The organism is Mycobacterium liflandii (genome assembly GCF_022354805.1).
Lineage (GTDB): Bacteria > Actinomycetota > Actinomycetes > Mycobacteriales > Mycobacteriaceae > Mycobacterium > Mycobacterium marinum.
The window spans coordinates 4948783-4965925 of record NZ_CP023138.1; the positions used below are offsets into that span (position 1 = coordinate 4948783).

The following is a 17143-nucleotide window of genomic DNA, read 5'->3' on the forward strand; positions in this document are numbered from 1 at the left end:
GCACTACCCTAGATCAGCCGGTGCGAGTCCTAACGCTCCGGTGAACAGAAAGGGACCTACGTTGAGCGAGACCACACGCCTGGCGCCAGGCGACAAAGCGCCTGCATTCAGCCTGCCCGACGCCAACGGCAACAAGGTGTCACTGTCCGACTACAAGGGACGCCAAGTGGTGGTGTACTTCTACCCGGCCGCTTCGACTCCCGGATGCACCAAACAGGCCTGCGATTTCCGCGACAACCTGAGCGAGTTGAACGAGGCCGGCCTCGACGTGGTCGGGATCTCGCCCGACAAGCCGGAGAAGCTGGCCAAGTTCCGCGATGCCGAGGGGCTCACGTTCCCGCTGCTATCCGATCCGGACCGCAAGGTGTTGGCCGCCTACGGCGCCTACGGCGAGAAGATGATGTACGGCAAGACCGTCACCGGCGTGATCCGTTCCACGTTCGTGGTCGACGAAAACGGCAAGATCGCCGTCGCCCAGTACAACGTGAAGGCGACCGGGCACGTCGCCAAACTCCGCCGCGACCTACAGGTGTGATCAGGCCAGGTTGGCCAGCAGCAGCGCCTCAGCCACCGCGGCTCGCTCCAGCACCCCCAGATGCAGGCTCTCGTTGACGCTGTGCGCCTGCGTCCCGGGATCCTCCACCCCCGTGACGAGGATCTTCGCGTCAGGAAACGCCTCGGCGAACTCGGCGATGAACGGGATCGACCCACCCATACCCATGTCGATCGGGTCGGTACCCCACGCCTGGCGGAACGCCGTGCGTGCGGCGTCATAGACCGGACCGCTCGCGTCGATCGCGTAAGGCTGACCGATGTCGCCGCGCTCGACGCTTACCCGGGCTCCCCAGGGCGCATGCTTACGCAGGTGAGCTTCCACGGCATCGAGGTGCGCCGCGGCGTCCCCGCCGGGTGCGATCCGAATGCTGATCTTGGCGCGAGCCCGCGGAATCAACGTATTCGATTCTGCCGCAATGGAAGTGGTGTCGATACCGATCACGGTGATCGCCGGCTTCGCCCACAGCCGCTGGGGCACCGAACCTGACCCGATCTCGGTGACACCGTCGAGCAGATCCGAGTCCGCACGCACCCGCTCGGGCGGATAGTCAACGGCGGCGGCCGTGCTCTCGTGCAATCCGGCCACCGCTACGTTGCCGTCGTCATCGTGCAGGCTGGCCAGCAGCCGCACCAACACACTGAGCGCGTCGGGAACCACACCACCCCACAAACCGGAGTGCAGCCCGTGGTCGAGGGTGGCGACTTCCACGACACAGTCAGCCATGCCACGCAGCGACACCGTCAGCGCCGGCACATCGGTGCTCCAATTGTCCGAATCCGCGATGACGATCACGTCGGCCGCCAGCACGTCGCGGTGAGCGGCCAGCAATCGGCCCAACGACGGCGAACCGGACTCCTCCTCGCCCTCGACGAAGACGGTCACACCCACCGGCGGTTTGCCATCGTGCGCCCGAAAGGCCGCCAAATGCGTTGCGATTCCCGCCTTGTCATCGGCCGTGCCACGCCCGTAAAGACGACCGTCGCGTTCGGTCGGCTCGAACGGGGCCGAGGCCCACTGATCGGGGTCTCCCTCGGGTTGGACATCGTGGTGGGCATACAGCAGCACGGTCGGCGCGCCCGGCGGTGCCGGATGCTGCGCGATGACCGCCGGGGCACCGCCTTCGCTGACGATCTGGACGTCATCAAAACCTGCCTGTGCCAACAAATCAACTACCGCTTGAGCACTGCGATGGACCTCGGCGCGTCGCCCCGGGTCGGCCCATACGGATTCGATCCGGACCAGCTTCTCGAGGTCCTGCCGCACCGACGGCAGCACCTCGCGCACACGCTCAACAAGATCAGTCATGACACTGAGGCTAACCAACGGGCTGGCTATGCTGAGCGCGTAATGGCGACACGCGGTCCCGACCCGACGGCGCCGCTCTGGCGGGCGGCGCAGCTATTCCGGCTGCTGAGCTGCGGCTACGCACTCGGCTTCCACATCGCGATCAACTCAAACCTGCAGCGGCCGCTGCTGGGCTGGGCGCTGTTCGCGGTGCTGATCGGCTGGAGCGCAGCCTGCGCGGTCGCCTACCTGCGCGGCTTCGGCCGGCGGCCGGCCTGGGTGATCACCCAGGGCTCCGGCGTTGTTGATTAGCAGGCTTGTGAGCTGGGTTGATGATCTTTGGTGCCGCGCTATTGGGGCCGGAGTGTAGGCACGGGCTATCTGGAGAACGATCGAGTTGGTTACTGTTCGTCGTTGGTCTGGAGTTGCCCGTGCCTACCGTTTCAGTATTGCCTGTGTCGTCGGTTCCAGAGGTGTTCGACCGCTGGAGTCCTGGTGAGCGCAGCGAGCTCATCGGATCGGAGTTTCTCGATGTGTTGGCCTCGGTGCCAGACCCGAGGGACCCACGCGGTCGGAGGTATTCGCTGATGGCTTTGTTGGCGATCGCGGTTCTGGCCACTGCCGCGGGGATGCGCGGCTATGCTGGTTTTGCCACATGGGCGGCCACCGCTCCCGATGATGTGTTGGCCTAATTAGGGGTCCGGTTCCGGCGGCCCAGTGAGAAGACCTTCCGCGCTGTTTTGTCTCGGCTAGACCCCGCCGACCTCAACGCCAGGATGGGCAGTTACTTCACTGCACACGTGGCCAGCAGCGACCCCAGTGGATTGGTGCCGATCGCGTTGGACGGCAAGATGCTGCGTGGTGCTTTACGCGCCAAAGCGACAGCCACGCATCTCGTGTCGGTGTTCGCCCACCGTGCCCGATTGGTGCTCGGTCAACTCGCTGTCGCCGAGAAAAGCAATGAAATTCCCTGCGTACGTGCCCTGCTCACGCTGCTGCCGGGTAGCTTGTGGTGGCTGGTCACCGTGGATGCGATGCATACCCAGGTCGTCACCGCGAAGTTGATCTGCGCCACCTTGAAGTCGCACTACCTGATGATCGTCAAGTCCAACCAAGCCAAAATACTTGCGCGTATCACCGCGCTGCCCTGGGCCGAGGTGCCCGCAGCCGCTACCGACGACTCCCGCGGCCACGGCCGTGTCGAGACCCGCACCCTGCAAATCATCACCGCTGTACGAGGAATCGGCTTCCCCTACGCAAAACAAATCATCCGGATCACTCGTGAACGCTTGATCACCGCCACCGACCAGCGCAGCGTGGAGGTGGTCTATGCCATCTGCAGCCTGCCGTTCGAGCACGCCCGCCCTACCGCGATCATGACCTGGATGCGTCAACACTGGGGAATCGAGAACAGCCTGCACTGGATACCCGACGTCACCTTCGACGAAGACCGTCAAAGGGCACATACCGGAAACGGCGCACAGGTCCTAGCAACGCTACGCAACACCGCGATCAATCTGCACCGCCTCAACGGCGCCGACAACATCGCCGAAGCCTGCCGGATCACCGCTTTGACCGCCAACCGCCGCCTAGACCTCCTCAATCCACAATTCCCCAGCTCACAAGCCTGCTAATCAACAACGCCGGAGCCCTGGGTGATCACCGAGATCGCCGTCGTCGTCGTGCTGATGCTGTCCACCAAGATGGTGGCCTCGGCACAGTGGGCCCTGGACAACCAGACCTGGCCGACCACGCTTTGGGCCAGCAACGCCACCATCTCGGCGGCGCTGCAGTTCGGCCCGGCCGGCGGCATGTTGACCGGCATTGCGGTGACAGCCGCCAATGAGGCCGTCAAGGGCTACGTCAACGTCAACCTTGGGCGCAGCGCGACCATCGTGATCGAACTGGCGGTCGGCCTGGCGGTCGGCATGGCCGCCCGCACCGCCCGGCGCGCCCACGCCGATCTGCAACGAGCGGCTCAGCTGTCGGCCGCCTTGCAGGAGCGGGAGCGGCTCTCCCGGCAGATCCACGACGGCGTCATCCAGGTGCTGGCGCTGGTCTCTCGGCGCGGGCACGAAATCGGTGGCCCCACATCCGAGTTAGCCGAACTCGCCAGCGAGCAGGAACGCGCGCTGCGCCGATGGATAATCTCCACTGACACCGATCGTGACGGCAACACCCGCAGCGTCGACCTGTGCGCCCTGTTGCGGCGCAGGGCGTCCGACCGGGTATCGATGAGCTTGCCGGGAACTCCGGTGACACTGACGCGGGAGGTCGCCACCGAGCTGGATGCGGCGGTGGGCAACGCCCTCGACAACGTGCGCCTGCATGCCGGGCCGAGCGCCCGCGCATTCGTGCTGCTCGAAGATCTCGGCGACTCGGTCACCGTCAGCGTCCGCGACGACGGCGTGGGCATTGCCCCGGGGCGACTCGACGAGGCCGCCGGCCAGGGGCATCTGGGCATCTCGAAGTCGATTGTGGGACGGCTGGCGGCCCTGGGTGGCACCGCAGAACTGAGCACGGACCAGGGCGAGGGCACCGAATGGGAGCTGCGGGTGCCACGCCGGGAAGGATCGTCATGAGTGAGCACGAATCGCCGACGGTGATGGTCGTCGACGACCATCCGATCTGGCGTGACGCGGTTGCCCGCGATCTCTCCGATGACGGCTTCGCAGTGGTCGCCACCGCCGACGGGGTGGCGACGGCGCAACGGCGGGCCGCAATCGTCAAGCCCGACGTGGTGGTGATGGACATGCGGCTGGCCGACGGCGATGGTGTGCAGGCAACCACGGAGGTGCTCAAGGTCTCGCCCGCGACCCGCGTGCTGGTGCTGTCGGCCTCCGACGAACGCGAGGACGTCCTGGAAGCCGTCAAGGCGGGGGCAACCGGATACCTGGTCAAGAGTGCGTCGAAGGCCGAACTCGCCGATGCGGTGCGCGCCACCGCGGCGGGGCGAGCCGTCTTCACCCCGAGCCTGGCTGGGCTGGTCTTGGGCGAGTATCGGCGTATCGCGCAAACCGCGGACTCGAGCCAGGATCGGCCCAGCCTGACCGAACGGGAGACCGAGATACTGCGCTACGTCGCAAAAGGACTATCCGCCAAGCAGATTGCTGAAAAGCTCTCGTTGAGCCACCGGACGGTGGAAAACCACGTCCAGGCGACGTTCCGCAAGCTGCAGGTCGCCAACCGGGTGGAGCTGACCCGCTACGCCATTGAGCACGGGCTGGACAAGTAGCCGCCCAGTTTGCGTAGTCCTACTCATCCATGCCGGGGCCAAGAACGGCAGAGTAATCGACATGACCGAATCGCAGCACGCTGTCATCAGTCGACTCTCCGCGGAATTCGACTCATTGGCTCGTCAGATGGCCCGCGTTTCCGGCGAACTCAGCCAGCTTGACCGCCTGATCTCCGATTCGGTCGGCGCGCCCCAACCCGCTGCGGCCGCGCCGCCGCAACCGCAACCGCAGCCTGTGGCTCCGTACTGGTACCCCTACTGGCAGCAGTGGGCGCCCGTGGCGCCAGCACCCGCCGCGGCGCCGCCACGCCAGGACGCTCCCCCACCTACCGCGCGCCCGGCCCCCCAAGGCCCACCGGCCCCGGCACCGGCCGCGGCCCCACCGGTCTCCGCACCGCGGCGCCCCGCCGAGAGCACCGAATCCGGCTGGATCGGCAAGCTGCTAGCGGTCGCGGGAGTGGCGGTGACGTTGACCGGCGTGGCGCTGCTGCTGGTCCTCGCCGCGCAAGCCGGGCTGCTGCGACCCGAGATCCGGGTCGCCGGTGGCACGGCGTTGTCAGTCGCGCTCGTCGGCGTGGCCGTCCGGCTGCGCGGCCGCCCCGGTGGACGCATCGGCGCGATCGCGTTGGCCGCCACCGGTATCGCAACCGCCTACCTGGACGTCATCGCGGCGACCACCATCTACCAGTGGGTGCCGGCGCCCACCGGGCTGGTGCCGGCGCCCGCCGGGCTGGTGCTGGCCGCGCTGGTCGGTGGGGCGGGACTTGCGCTGGCCCGCCGCTGGGATTCCGAGCACCTGGGGCTACTGGTGCTGGTGCCGTTGATCGGGCTGGCGCCCGTGCTCACCAGAGGTGCCGATCTCTTGCTGGTGAGCTTCATGCTGGCGCTGTCGGCCGCAGCGTTACCGGTGCAACTGGGCAAGGATTGGGTCTGGCTGCACGCCGCGCGCGTCGCGGCACCCACCGTGCCCCTGTTGATCGCCCTGGTGGCGGCCGACAAGCACGACAACACCTGGCTGCTGGGCGCAGCCTGCGGTGTCGCGGCGATCCTTGCCATCGTGAGCGGCCTGATCGTGTTGCCGGGCGGCAAGAACGCCGCCGCCCTGGCCGTGCTCACGGTGGTCGGGACCCTGCCCGTCTTGGCCGCCGCCGTCGCGGTCGATCGCGTGTTTGCCGCGCTGCTGGCCGGCACCCTGGCCGCGGCACTGTTGGCAATCGTTCTGGTAGGCAGTGAACTTCCCACCATCTTCAACCGGGTCTTGGCGGCATGGTCGGCAATCTCGGCGCTGGTCGCCGTTACCGTTGCCTTCGACGGCCACGTCGAGGGGCCGATCCTGCTCGCCCTTGCCATCGTCGTCGCGATCGCCGGTCGCCACGACCGCATGGCGCTCTGGGCCGCAGCGGGTTTCGGCATCGTCGGCCTCGGCCTGTACTACAGCTATGCGCCGCTGCATGCGCTGTTGACAGCGACGGTGATGCCGACCCCGATCGCGGTGTCCACCTTGGCCGCCAGCCTGCTCAGCATCGCATTTGTCGTTGCGATGAGCAGGGCGTGTGCCGGCATCGGAGGCCAGAATCGCGACATCCGCCGGATCCTGGCCGCCGTCGGCGGGGTGCTGGTGATCTATGCCGTCACCGCGTTTACGGTCACCGCCGGTGTCCTGATCGCCGGCAGCGAGGCGGGCTTCCTGGCCGGCCACATGGCGGCCACCATCTGCTGGATCGCCGTAGCGGCGCCGCTGTTCGTCTACGCACTGCGAGTCGCAGACCGGGAACGCCGCACCGCCCCGATCAGCGCCGGCCTGGCGCTCACCGGGGCCGCCACCGCCAAGCTGTTCCTGTTCGATCTCGCCACGCTCGACGGCATCTTCCGGGTCGCGGCGTTCATCGTGGTCGGCCTGGTGCTGCTGGCGATGGGAACCGGATACGCGCGCAGCCTCGCGCGCTAGCACCCTGGCGAGCAGACGCGAAATCGCACGGGATCGGAGATTCCGATGCGATTTCGCGTCTGCTCGCCGGAGATCAACTGGTCTCGAGAATGGCCACGGCGGCCGCCGTATCCCCCTCGTGGGTCAACGACACATGGATCGTCACATCGGCCAGGTGCTTGGCGATCTCCCCGGTGAGACGCACCCGCGGCCGTCCCCACATGTCGGTGACCACCTCGATGTCGCGGTGGATGTCTTCGGGCAGCACCGGCCGCTGCGCGAACCGTGATCCAGACCAGGCCTTGATCACCGCTTCCTTGGCGGCCCAACGGGCCGCCAAGTGCCGCGCCGCCGACGAACTCTTATCGGAGGCGTCGCGGCGCTCACCGGGGGTGAAGGTCGCAGCGAACGCCGTTCCCGGCTGATCGACCTGCTCGGTGAAATCAGGAATGGAGACGAGGTCGATCCCGACGCCGACGATGCCCATGGATCGCCACGTTAATCGATGACCAATCTCATCCGATGTAGGCCTCGCCGTCGCCGAGCCGAGCGGCCGGATTCAGCAGCATCGCTGCCTCTTGCGGCTTCTCGGCCGTGTCGTGGTCGAAACGGCGGTCCGGAGGCCGCTGATACATCGGCTCTCCACCGGCCATGGCCGACGCCAGCCTCCGCTGACCGGCCAGCAGCCGCGTATCGGCACGCCGCTGGTAGTCCGCGCGCTGCTCAGGAGCCAGCGAGGCGATGAACGCCTGTGGGTGCACCAACGCGACCAGACCGGACACGTGGCCGAACCCGAGGCTGGTCAGCATGCCGGCTTTGAGCGGGAACTTCCCGCCCAGCCGCAACGCGTCACGCACCCACACGAAGTGCGCTGCCCCGGCCAGTTCATCGTCCACACAGTCCAGACTCCGGTTGGGCGGAATGACACCGTCACGCAGAATCTGGCACAGCCCCATCATCTGGAAGACCGCCGCGCCACCCTTGGCGTGACCGGTCATGCTCTTTTGCGACACCACGAACAGTGGCGCACCCTCGGATCGGCCAAGTGAGTCGGCGAGCCGCTCGTGCAATTCCGTCTCGTTGGGATCGTTGGCCAGCGTCGACGTGTCGTGCTTGGAGATGATGGCGATGTCATCGGCACCCACGCCCAACTTGGCCAGCGCCCGCGCCAGCGCGGAGTCCCGGCCGCCGCGTCCGGCGCCCAATGCGCCCAGCCCCGGAGCCGGAATCGAGGTGTGCACACCGTCTCCGAAGGACTGTGCGAAGGCCACCACCGCGAGCACGGGCAGGCCCATCTTCAGAGCCAGGTCGCCACGGGCCAGCAGAATCGTGCCACCGCCCTGGGCTTCCACGAAGCCCAGCCGGCGCCGGTCATTGGGCCGGGAGAACTTCGAGTCGGCGATTCCGCGGCCGCGCATCATGGCGGTGTCGGCGGTGGCCGCCATGTCACCGAAGCCGATGATGCCTTCCAAGGTGAGGTCGTCGATACCGCCGGCCACCACCATCTCGGCCTTGCCCAAGCGGATCTTGTCGACGCCCTCCTCGACCGACACCGCGGCCGTCGCGCATGCGGCGACCGGGTGGATCATCGAGCCGTAGCTACCGATGTAGGACTGAACCACGTGCGCAGCGACGATATTCGGCAGAATTTCCTGGAATATGTCGTTCGGCTTGTTCCGGCCCAACAGGTTTCCGTGGTACATCGTCTGCATCGACGTGCCGCCACCCATCCCGGTGCCCATGGTGTTTGCGACCAAACTCGGGTGCACATAACGCATTACCTCGGTCGGGCTGGACCCGGCGCTCAGGAACGCGTCGACGGTGGCCACGATGTTCCAAACCGCTACGCGGTCAATCGAACTGGCCATGTCCTGACTGATGCCCCACACCGTCGGATCGAAGCCCGTCGGGAGCTGGGCGCCAACCACCCGCGACAGTGTCGTCTTGCGCGGCACTCGAATCTCGGTGCCGGCCTTACGGATGACCTGCCAGTCACCCGAATCGGGCACCGGCCGGATGACGGTGTGCTCGGGATCGAAGTCTGCGAAGGCACGCGCGTCGGCCTCCGAGGACACCACGAAGGAGAAGTCCTTGTCCAGGAACACCGACACCAGCAACGGCGACGAGTGGTCGGAGTCGATCGTGCCGTCGTCGACGAACTCCCGAATGCCGACGCGCTCCACCACCACATCGTGATAACGCTCGACCAACTCGGCTTCGTCGACCAGCTCACCGGTTCCGGTGTCATACCAGCCCGGTTGCGGGTCGTCTTCCCACCGGACCAGCCCGGTGGTCCAGGCCAACTCCAGCACACCGGCGGCGGAGAGCTCGTTCTCGACCTCCATCTCGAAACGCGTCCGTGAGGAGCCGTATGGACCGAGCTCGGCACCGCCGACGATCACCACCAGGTCGGACGGGTCCACGTCGAGGTCGTCCCAGTGCGGTGGCGGCGCCGGCGTGTATCCACGCGGCGGTGACGGCAGCGCGGGAATTGCCCCCTCAGTTGACTCTTCGTCATCTGCGGTCGCCTCGGTCGACATCTCCTCACGCGCCTTGGCGGCTAGTTCGGCCATGTCGAGGTTGGCCTCCGCCAGCCCACCCGTGAGGTCCGCTTTGATCGGGGTACTGGCCGCCGCGACCTTGGACTCCACATCGCACAGGCCGAGCAGCATCGCCGCCATCTCGTCAGTGGAGTAGGTGGTGACGCCGGCCTCTTCGACAGCGCTGACGATGGCGTCGTTGTGACCCATCAGGCCGGTGCCGCGAGTCCATCCGATCAGCGCGTGCGCCAGGCTGACCCGGGCCGCCCACGAGGACTCGGCGTGCCAACGACTCACCACCGCGTCCAGCGCCGACTTGGCTTCGCCGTAGGCGCCGTCACCACCGAACATGCCGCGGTTGGGCGAGCCGGGCAACACCACGTGCAGTCGCGAGGCGATGTCGCGCTCGGCGCCGATCGTCGAGAGCCCGCCGATCAGCCGCTGCACTGCCCACAGCAGCACCTTCATCTCCATCTCGGAGCGCGAGCCGGCCTCCGACAGGTCGCCGACCACGCGCGGCGCCGCGAACGGGAACAGCAACGTCGGCGTCTGCGCGTCCTTGATGTGAATCGACTGCGGCCCAAGGCTTTCGGTTTGCTCGCTGCCGACCCATTCGACCAGGGCGTCGATGTCGGAGTAGGAGGCCATGTTGGCCGCCACCACCCACAGCGCCGCACCGTAGCGGGCATGGTCTCGGTACAGCGTGCGGTAGAACGCCAGCCGCTCGTCGTCGAGTTTGGACGTGGTGGCAATGACGGTGGCACCGCCATCGAGCAGTCGTGCCACCACCGATGCCGCGATCGAACCCTTCGAAGCGCCGGTCACCACCGCCACTTCGCTGCTGTCCGGACCCGGGTCCGGGTTCTCCGCACCGGCGGCGATTCGGCCGTACAGCGACGCGTGGATCTGCCGCCCCGCCGCCAGCGACTTGCCCTGCCACCAGGTGGCTTGGGTCGCGACGACGTGGCCGGCTCCCTCGAAGCGTTGCGATAGCCGCGCCCAGTCGGCGTCAATGTCACCTTCGTCGGTTAGCCACAGTTTGACCAGGTCTTCGCGGGCGCTGGCCCAGCGGTCGTCGAACACGACTGCTCTCTTCCCGTCGAACACCGGCGCCACCAAACGCGGCCAGTCCGAGCCCAATTCAGCGGTGACCAGTTCGATGAGGTCTGCGTCGGTCGCGGCCGGCAGCGCGGTGGCCGGGGCGTCGAGACCCAACTGGCCCAACACCAGACGAGCAGCCGAGGCGAGCACGCCGTCGCGACCGGTGATCTGATCGGTGAATTCGGCGAGCGCCGCCGCGTCGACGGTAGCGCCACCGCCACCGCCGGCCGACGGCAGCGCCACGGCGACACCACGGCGGGCGGCAACCGATGCAACCGCGGCGTCGACCACCTTGTCGACGGAAGCCGCATCGGCCAACGCGCCCTCGTGCAGGTTGCCCAGGGCGCCGCCGCGAACGCTGCTGCCCTCGCGGGTGCCTAGCGCCACCTCGACGGTGACGTGTTTTGCCCAGCCATCGCCAAGCTCCCAGGTCTTCTTGACCCGCTCCGCGATGGCACCCGGGCGCTTGCCCGAGGGTCCCAGCACCGTGCGAAGTTGATCGTTGATCGCATCCGAAAGCACTGGGCCGTAAGGCTTGTAGGTCCGTGCCAGCTTGGTGACCTGCGAGCGCAGCCCGGCCAGGTCGGCCTCGGCCGCGCCGTCGATGGCACCCAGATTCAATTCGGAGCCCAGATCCACCAGCAGCTGGTTACGCCGCGACGACGCGCCGTCGGTGATGGACTCGATGGAGTCCAGCTGCTCGATCTGGTCCAGGCGCATCTTGGCGGACAGCGCGATCAGCGCCAGAATGGCATCGGCGGCGTCAAACCCGATGTCGTCGGGCCGCGGGCCACCCGAAGGTGCGGCCGGGGCGGCGGCCGGTGCCGCGGCAGCGGCCGCGTCGCCCGCCTCCGCCGCGGGCTCCTCTGCCTCGGGCTCCGGCTCCGGTTCGGGGTCGGTGGCGAACAGCACCGCGGCATCGCGCTCGGCATTGAGCACTTCCACTGTGCTGTGGGCGTATTCGGGCAGCTTGAGCGTGTTGGTAGCCAGACCCGCCACGGTCGGCGAGGTCTTCACGCCGATCTCGACGAACCGCTCCACGCCGAGCCCGCCGGCGGCCTCCTCGATGAAGAGCAGATCCTGGGTCTCAATCCAGCGCACCGGACTGGCGAACTGCCATGCCAGCAGCTCGATGAAGACGGTGCGCACCAGCTCGCGCGGGCGCTCCCGAATCCAGGTGTCGTAGTCGGCCAGGATCTCGTCGAGCGGCTCGGCCGGCACCAGATCCCGGATCTCCTGGATAAAGTCACGGTCCAGGTTGAACAGCCGCGGCACCAGGTTGGGGATGTAGCGCCCGATGATCAGGTCCGGATCGGCGTCGCGCGGCATCACGCGGTCCAGCGAACGGCGGAACTCCGCGACACCAACCCGCAGCACCCGCGAGTGGAACGGAACGTCGATACCGGGCACCAGGATGAACGAGCGTCGTCCGCCGCTGAGTTCACGGCGCCGCTCCACTTCAGCCTCCAGCGCCTCTAGCCCGCGCACCGTGCCCGCGATCGCGTATTGCGACCCGCGCAGGTTGAAGTTCACGATCTCCAGGAACTCACCGGTGCTCTCGGCGATCCCGGCGACGAAGGCCGGAACGTCGTTGTCATCGAGGTCGATCTGCGACGGCCGGATGGCCGCCAGCCGGTAGTTGGACCGCCCCAGCTCGTCACGAGGCACGATGTCGTGCATCTTCGAGCCGCGGTGGAACACCATCTCCAACAGGGCTTCTAGTTCGTAGATACCCGTCACGCAGGCCAGTGCGGTGTACTCACCCACCGAGTGTCCACAGGCGATCGCGCCCTCGACAAAGGCACCCTGCTCACGCATTTCGGCCACCTGCGCGGCCGCCACGGTGGCCATCGCAACCTGGGTGAACTGCGTCAGGTACAACACCCCGTCGGGGTGGTGGTAGTGCACACCGCTGGCGATGAGGCTGGTCGGATTGTCCCGAACCACGTGCAGCACCGAGAAACCCAGCGTGTCGCGGGTGAACCTGTCCGCGATGTCCCACACCTTGCGGGCCGCCTTGGAGCGTGCTCGGACCTCCATGCCCATGCCTTTGTGCTGAATACCCTGACCCGGGAATGCATAGACAGTCTTGGGCGCGGCCAGTCGTGCGGACGCCGACATCACCAGATCCGAACCGATGCGCGCTGACACTTCCAGAACCTCTGCGCCCTGGTCGATTCCAACGCGCTCGACACGGAAGTCCACATCGTCACCGGGGCGCACCATGCCCAGGAAACGCGCGGTCCACCCGACCAGGCGGGCCGGCGGGCGAGCTTTCCCGTCGGTGGCGGTCACGGTGTGCTGCGCTGCGGCCGACAACCACATGCCGTGCACGATGGGCGATTCCAGGCCGGCCAGCAACGCCGCGGAACGATCGGTGTGGACGGGATTATGGTCGCCGGACACCACCGCAAACGGACGCATATCCACGGGCGCCGTGAGGGTGACGTCGCGCCGACGACGCCGCGGGGTGTCGGTGGCGTTCTCCGATACCGTGCCACCGGCCCGAACCGGGTCGCTGAGTTCAGCGGTTCCGGTACGGCCCAGGATCGCGAACCGCTCTTCGAGAGTGGCGATCGTCGCACCGTCGGGCCCGGCAACTGTCACCGAGACCGGCACCACACGACCCATGTCGGTGTCGGTGGCATTGGAAGCCGTTGCCGTAACGGTCAATTGGGCAGGAATCTTGGGCAAATCGCCGACCACGCGAGCCGCATGGTCGAGGTGGACCAGGCTGAGCAGCCCCTCCACCACCGGCATACCGCTGTCGGTCACCGCGGAACCGATCGCTGCGAAAACCGCCGGCCAGCACTGCCCGACCAGTGCGTCCGAAACGGTTGTGAGGCTAGGTGCCAGCGGCTCACCGAAAGTGGCCGTGACCCCGGTGTGGTCGGCCACCTTCTCGGGGTCCCAGTCGACGGTCACCGTCGCCGTTCCATCGGTTACCGAGGGCAATGACTCCGGCCCGTCCACACCGGCCGCGATCGCCAGCACCGAGCGCATCGCGGTGGTGGCGTCGTCGGTGGAGACCACCGGGATGCCGCCGTCAACGGTGTTGGCGGGCAGGGTGAACCGGATGTCGATCCAGGTGGCCGAAACCGGCACACTCAATACCACGTCGCTGCCCTGGACTTGCAGCCGAGCGCCAGTGGACGTGTGCGTGGCGCGGGGACTTTCGGGTCCGTCGTGGACCTGCCACTCGCTCGGGTCGGCGATCCGGTGGACCGGATTCGTCGCGGTACGCCCGGCCCACAACACGTCCGGGGCATCCAGCACAACGGCGAGCGGCCCGGTCACATCGGGACGGCCCAACCGGCGCGATGTGACCGCCTTCGCGTCACCGTCGCTACCGAGCACCTCATCGATGGCGGCCCGCTCGAAGCGGTCCAGCAGCTCACCGACCGGCTCGTCCATCCGGGTGATACCGGCGACCGCCGCGGGGCCGGGAATGATACACACCTGGTCAGCGTCGTAGCGGGCGTCATGGGCCTGCCACAGCGAGTCACTGCGCCACCAGCGCCGAACATCCTTGTCGATGACGGGCACAAAGTTGACCGGCTTGCCAAGGGTCTTGCACAGCGTCACAAAGAACGGCACGTCCGCCGGGTGCAGCTGGACGGTCTCGGCGTCCGGGTAACGGGCCAGCAGCGCGGCGATGGTCTGCGTCGGATTCTCCAGCAGCGCCGGATCGGCGAATGCGGTCTCGATGGGACCGAAATCCTGTGGGTGCAAACGCGCTTCGGCGCGCTGCAGCATCTGCTGGAACCGGTCTCGCCAGGTGTCGGCCAGCCACGGGCTGCCCGGCGCGGCGGTGTCGGCAGTCGAATTGCCTTCGCCGATAGCCAGTTCGACGTAGCGCTGCAGCCACTGCAGATATGTCATGTCGGCGATGTCGCCGAAGTAAGGCTTGGCGGTCTTGGCCATCGCGGCGATGATCTCGTCGCGACGCTCGGCGACCGCATCCGCGTCTCCGGCCACCTCGTCGAGCAGCTGCCCGCAACGCGACGCGCTGTTGTCGATCTCGTGGATGTCCGCACCGAGCTGGCTACGGCTGGAAGCCATGCCGCCCTGAGCTTTTCCGGCGCCGATCCACTCACCGGTGCCCTGGGTTTCGACCAGCATCTTCTTGACCGACGGCGAGGTGGTGGCCTCCAGTGCGGCCATGGCGGCGGTGCCGACCAGGATCCCGTCGATCGGCATCAGCGGGAAGCCATAGGCCTGCGCCCAGCGCCCGGACAGGTACTCGGCCGCGCGCTCCGGGGTACCGATGCCACCGCCGACGCAGGCGGTGATGTTGGCGCGCGACCGCAACTCCGAATAGGTCGCCAACAACAGGTCGTCGAGGTCTTCCCAGGAATGGTGGCCACCGGCGCGCCCACCTTCGACGTGCATGATCACCGGCTTGGTGGGCACCTCGGTGGCAATGCGGATCACCGAGCGGATCTGCTCGATGGTGCCGGGCTTGAACACCACGTGGCTGATTCCGATGTCGTTGAGTTCGTCGATCAGCTCGACGGCTTCTTCGAGGTCCGGGATGCCCGCGCTGATCACCACACCATCGATTGCCGCGCCGGACTGGCGCGCCTTTTGCACCAGCCGCTTGCCACCGAGCTGGAGCTTCCACAGGTAGGGATCGAGGAACAATGCATTGAACTGATAGGTGCGCCCCGGCTCGAGCAGACCGGACATCTCGTTGATGCGGTCGGCGAAGATCTCCTCGGTGACCTGCCCGCCGCCGGCCAGCTCGGCCCAGTGCCCAGCGTTGGCCGCCGCGGCGACGATCTTGGCGTCCACGGTGGTGGGCGTCATGCCCGCGAGCAGGATCGGCGACCGACCGGTCAGCCGAGTGAACTTCGTCGAGAGCTTCACCCTGCCGTCGGGGAGACGAACAGCGGTCGGGGCATAACTCGACCAGGCCCTGGCAACCTCGGGCGTGGCTCCGACGGTGAAGAGGTTGCGCTGGCCGCCGCGCGTTGCCGCGGGCACGATGCCGATGCCCAAGCCCCGGATCACCGGCGCGGTCAGCCGGGTCAGGATGTCACCGGGCCCCAGGTCCAGGATCCAGCGTGCGCCGGCCTCGTGGACCCGGTTGATGTCACTGACCCAGTCCACCGTGTCAACCAGGATCGCCTCGGCCAGCTGGCGGGCCAGGGCGACGTCGAGGCCAACCTTTTCGGCCCAGCCGCCCACAATGTCAATTCCGTCCGCCAGCCGCGGAGTGTGGAAGCCCACCTCGACCTTTACCGGATCGAACACGGGCGCGAAGACATCGCCGCCGCGGACCTTGCTCTTGCGCTCGGCTTCTTCTTTCTCCGATATCTGGCGGCAATACAGCTCGAAGCGAGACAACTGCTCGGGGGTGCCGGTGATGACGACCGAACGCCGACCGTTGCGGATGGACAGCACGGGCGGAAGCACGGTGCGCACGTCCTGGGCGAAGTCCTCCAGCAGCTGCTGGATGCGCTCGGGGTCGGCGTTGGTGACCGAAACCATCGGCGGGCGATCGCCGAGGACGGATATCCCACGTCGCCGCGCCACCAGCGTTCCCGCCGCACCGATCAGCTGAGCCAGGGCCAACAGCTCCACGTCGCGCGCCCCACCGGCGTTGAGTGCCTCCACCGCCAGCACGCCCTGCGAGTGCCCCACCGACACCACCGGAGGGGTCGCAATCAGGTCCATACCCTGGCGTGCCAAGGCGCGGACGGCTGCGACCTGGGTAAGCAGCACGCCCGGCAACGACACCGCCGACGATGTCAGGTGCTTGTCGGACGGGACTGGATCCTCAGCGGCCAACGCACGTACCCACTGCAGCGGCTCGAAGCCGATCGGGCGGACCACAACCAGTTCCTTGGACACCGGCTCGAGCAGCAGCTCGACCTCGCCCACCAGGGCGGCCAGTTCTGATTCGATTCCGGCCGCCGAAACCAGTTCCTCGAGAGTCTCGAGCCACGCGCTGCCCTGTCCCCCGAATGCCACCGCGAACGGCTCACCCACGGTCAGACGATCGACCAGAGCATGGGTGCTGTGCGGGCCAGTCTCGTCGCGGTCAGCTGACACCCGGTCGTGCTCGTGGATCGTCACGTTCAACATCTCCTGTTTGTGCGTCTGTATATCTCAGCTCGTTCGGCCGCCCGGACTCCCTGCGGGGGTTGCTCGATTCCGCGTCGAATCGCAGCCGAAAAATCCTGTGACCGGTGTGTTGTCGGCGGGCCGGCCCATGGATCGGGCGGCGCGATGGACTGCATCGGCCATATAAGAGTGTCATAAGGATCCGTCCACTCTTTTGACGCCAATAAGTTACTGGCGAGTTCTACGCACGGGTAACCGTGTCATGGGTAACACCGCGTTTAACCGACGGCACAGGCATGCCGAACAAACGTCCTGCATGCAGGTGGTTACGCCTGAGTAGCTATAACTGCGCTGATCAAGGCAGTATTGTTACCAAATCGTTATGTTAAAAGTTAGCGCCAAGGCCACCGTGCGACATCGTCTCAGCCGTT

Annotated in this window: 6 protein-coding genes and 3 pseudogenes; 6 read left to right on the forward strand and 3 right to left on the reverse strand. The window is 67.0% G+C overall.

Annotated elements, in window-relative coordinates; all coding sequences use genetic code 11:
- Positions 1-61: 61 nt before the first annotated feature.
- On the forward strand, positions 62-535 hold the full coding sequence (gene bcp, locus CKW46_RS21950) for a thioredoxin-dependent thiol peroxidase (protein WP_011741514.1): 474 nt from the start codon (positions 62-64) through the stop codon (positions 533-535).
- Here the strand turns inward: bcp and CKW46_RS21955 are convergent, their stop codons facing one another.
- Positions 536-1861 (reverse strand): dipeptidase, encoded by a 1326-nt coding sequence (locus CKW46_RS21955; RefSeq protein WP_117435643.1) that lies wholly within the window; start codon positions 1859-1861, stop codon positions 536-538.
- A gap of 42 nt (positions 1862-1903) precedes the next feature.
- On the opposite strand from CKW46_RS21955, the pseudogene CKW46_RS21960 reads away from it, so the two are divergent.
- The 5 genes and pseudogenes from CKW46_RS21960 to CKW46_RS21980 form a co-directional block, all read left to right on the forward strand.
- Positions 1904-2131 (forward strand): annotated as a pseudogene (locus CKW46_RS21960) (DUF5931 domain-containing protein); the annotation flags it as partial.
- Positions 2132-2271: 140 nt separating this feature from the next.
- Positions 2272-3474: pseudogene (locus CKW46_RS21965) on the forward strand (ISAs1-like element IS2404/ISMul1 family transposase).
- Positions 3475-3492: 18 nt separating this feature from the next.
- Positions 3493-4422 (forward strand): annotated as a pseudogene (gene macS / locus CKW46_RS21970) (MacS family sensor histidine kinase); the annotation flags it as partial.
- Positions 4419-5075 (forward strand): response regulator, encoded by a 657-nt coding sequence (locus tag CKW46_RS21975; protein WP_012395552.1) that lies wholly within the window; start codon positions 4419-4421, stop codon positions 5073-5075. The pseudogene macS and the gene CKW46_RS21975, both read left to right, overlap by 4 nt.
- A 61-nt stretch (positions 5076-5136) precedes the next feature.
- A complete protein-coding gene (locus CKW46_RS21980) occupies positions 5137-7023 on the forward strand; it encodes a DUF2339 domain-containing protein (protein WP_482052398.1) in 1887 nt (628 codons plus the stop codon).
- A gap of 73 nt (positions 7024-7096) precedes the next feature.
- Here CKW46_RS21980 and acpS read toward each other — a convergent pair whose 3' ends face one another.
- Together acpS and CKW46_RS21990 are read right to left on the reverse strand one after the other, a co-directional pair.
- The gene (acpS, locus tag CKW46_RS21985; protein WP_482052399.1) at positions 7097-7489 is read right to left on the reverse strand and encodes a holo-ACP synthase AcpS; all 393 of its coding nucleotides are present in this window, start codon (positions 7487-7489) and stop codon (positions 7097-7099) included.
- A gap of 28 nt (positions 7490-7517) precedes the next feature.
- Positions 7518-16724 carry a fatty acid synthase subunit beta domain-containing protein gene (locus CKW46_RS21990; RefSeq protein ID WP_482052400.1) on the reverse strand — a complete coding sequence of 3069 codons (9207 nt, stop codon included), beginning with the start codon at positions 16722-16724 and terminating at the stop codon, positions 7518-7520.
- Positions 16725-17143 lie beyond the last annotated feature (419 nt).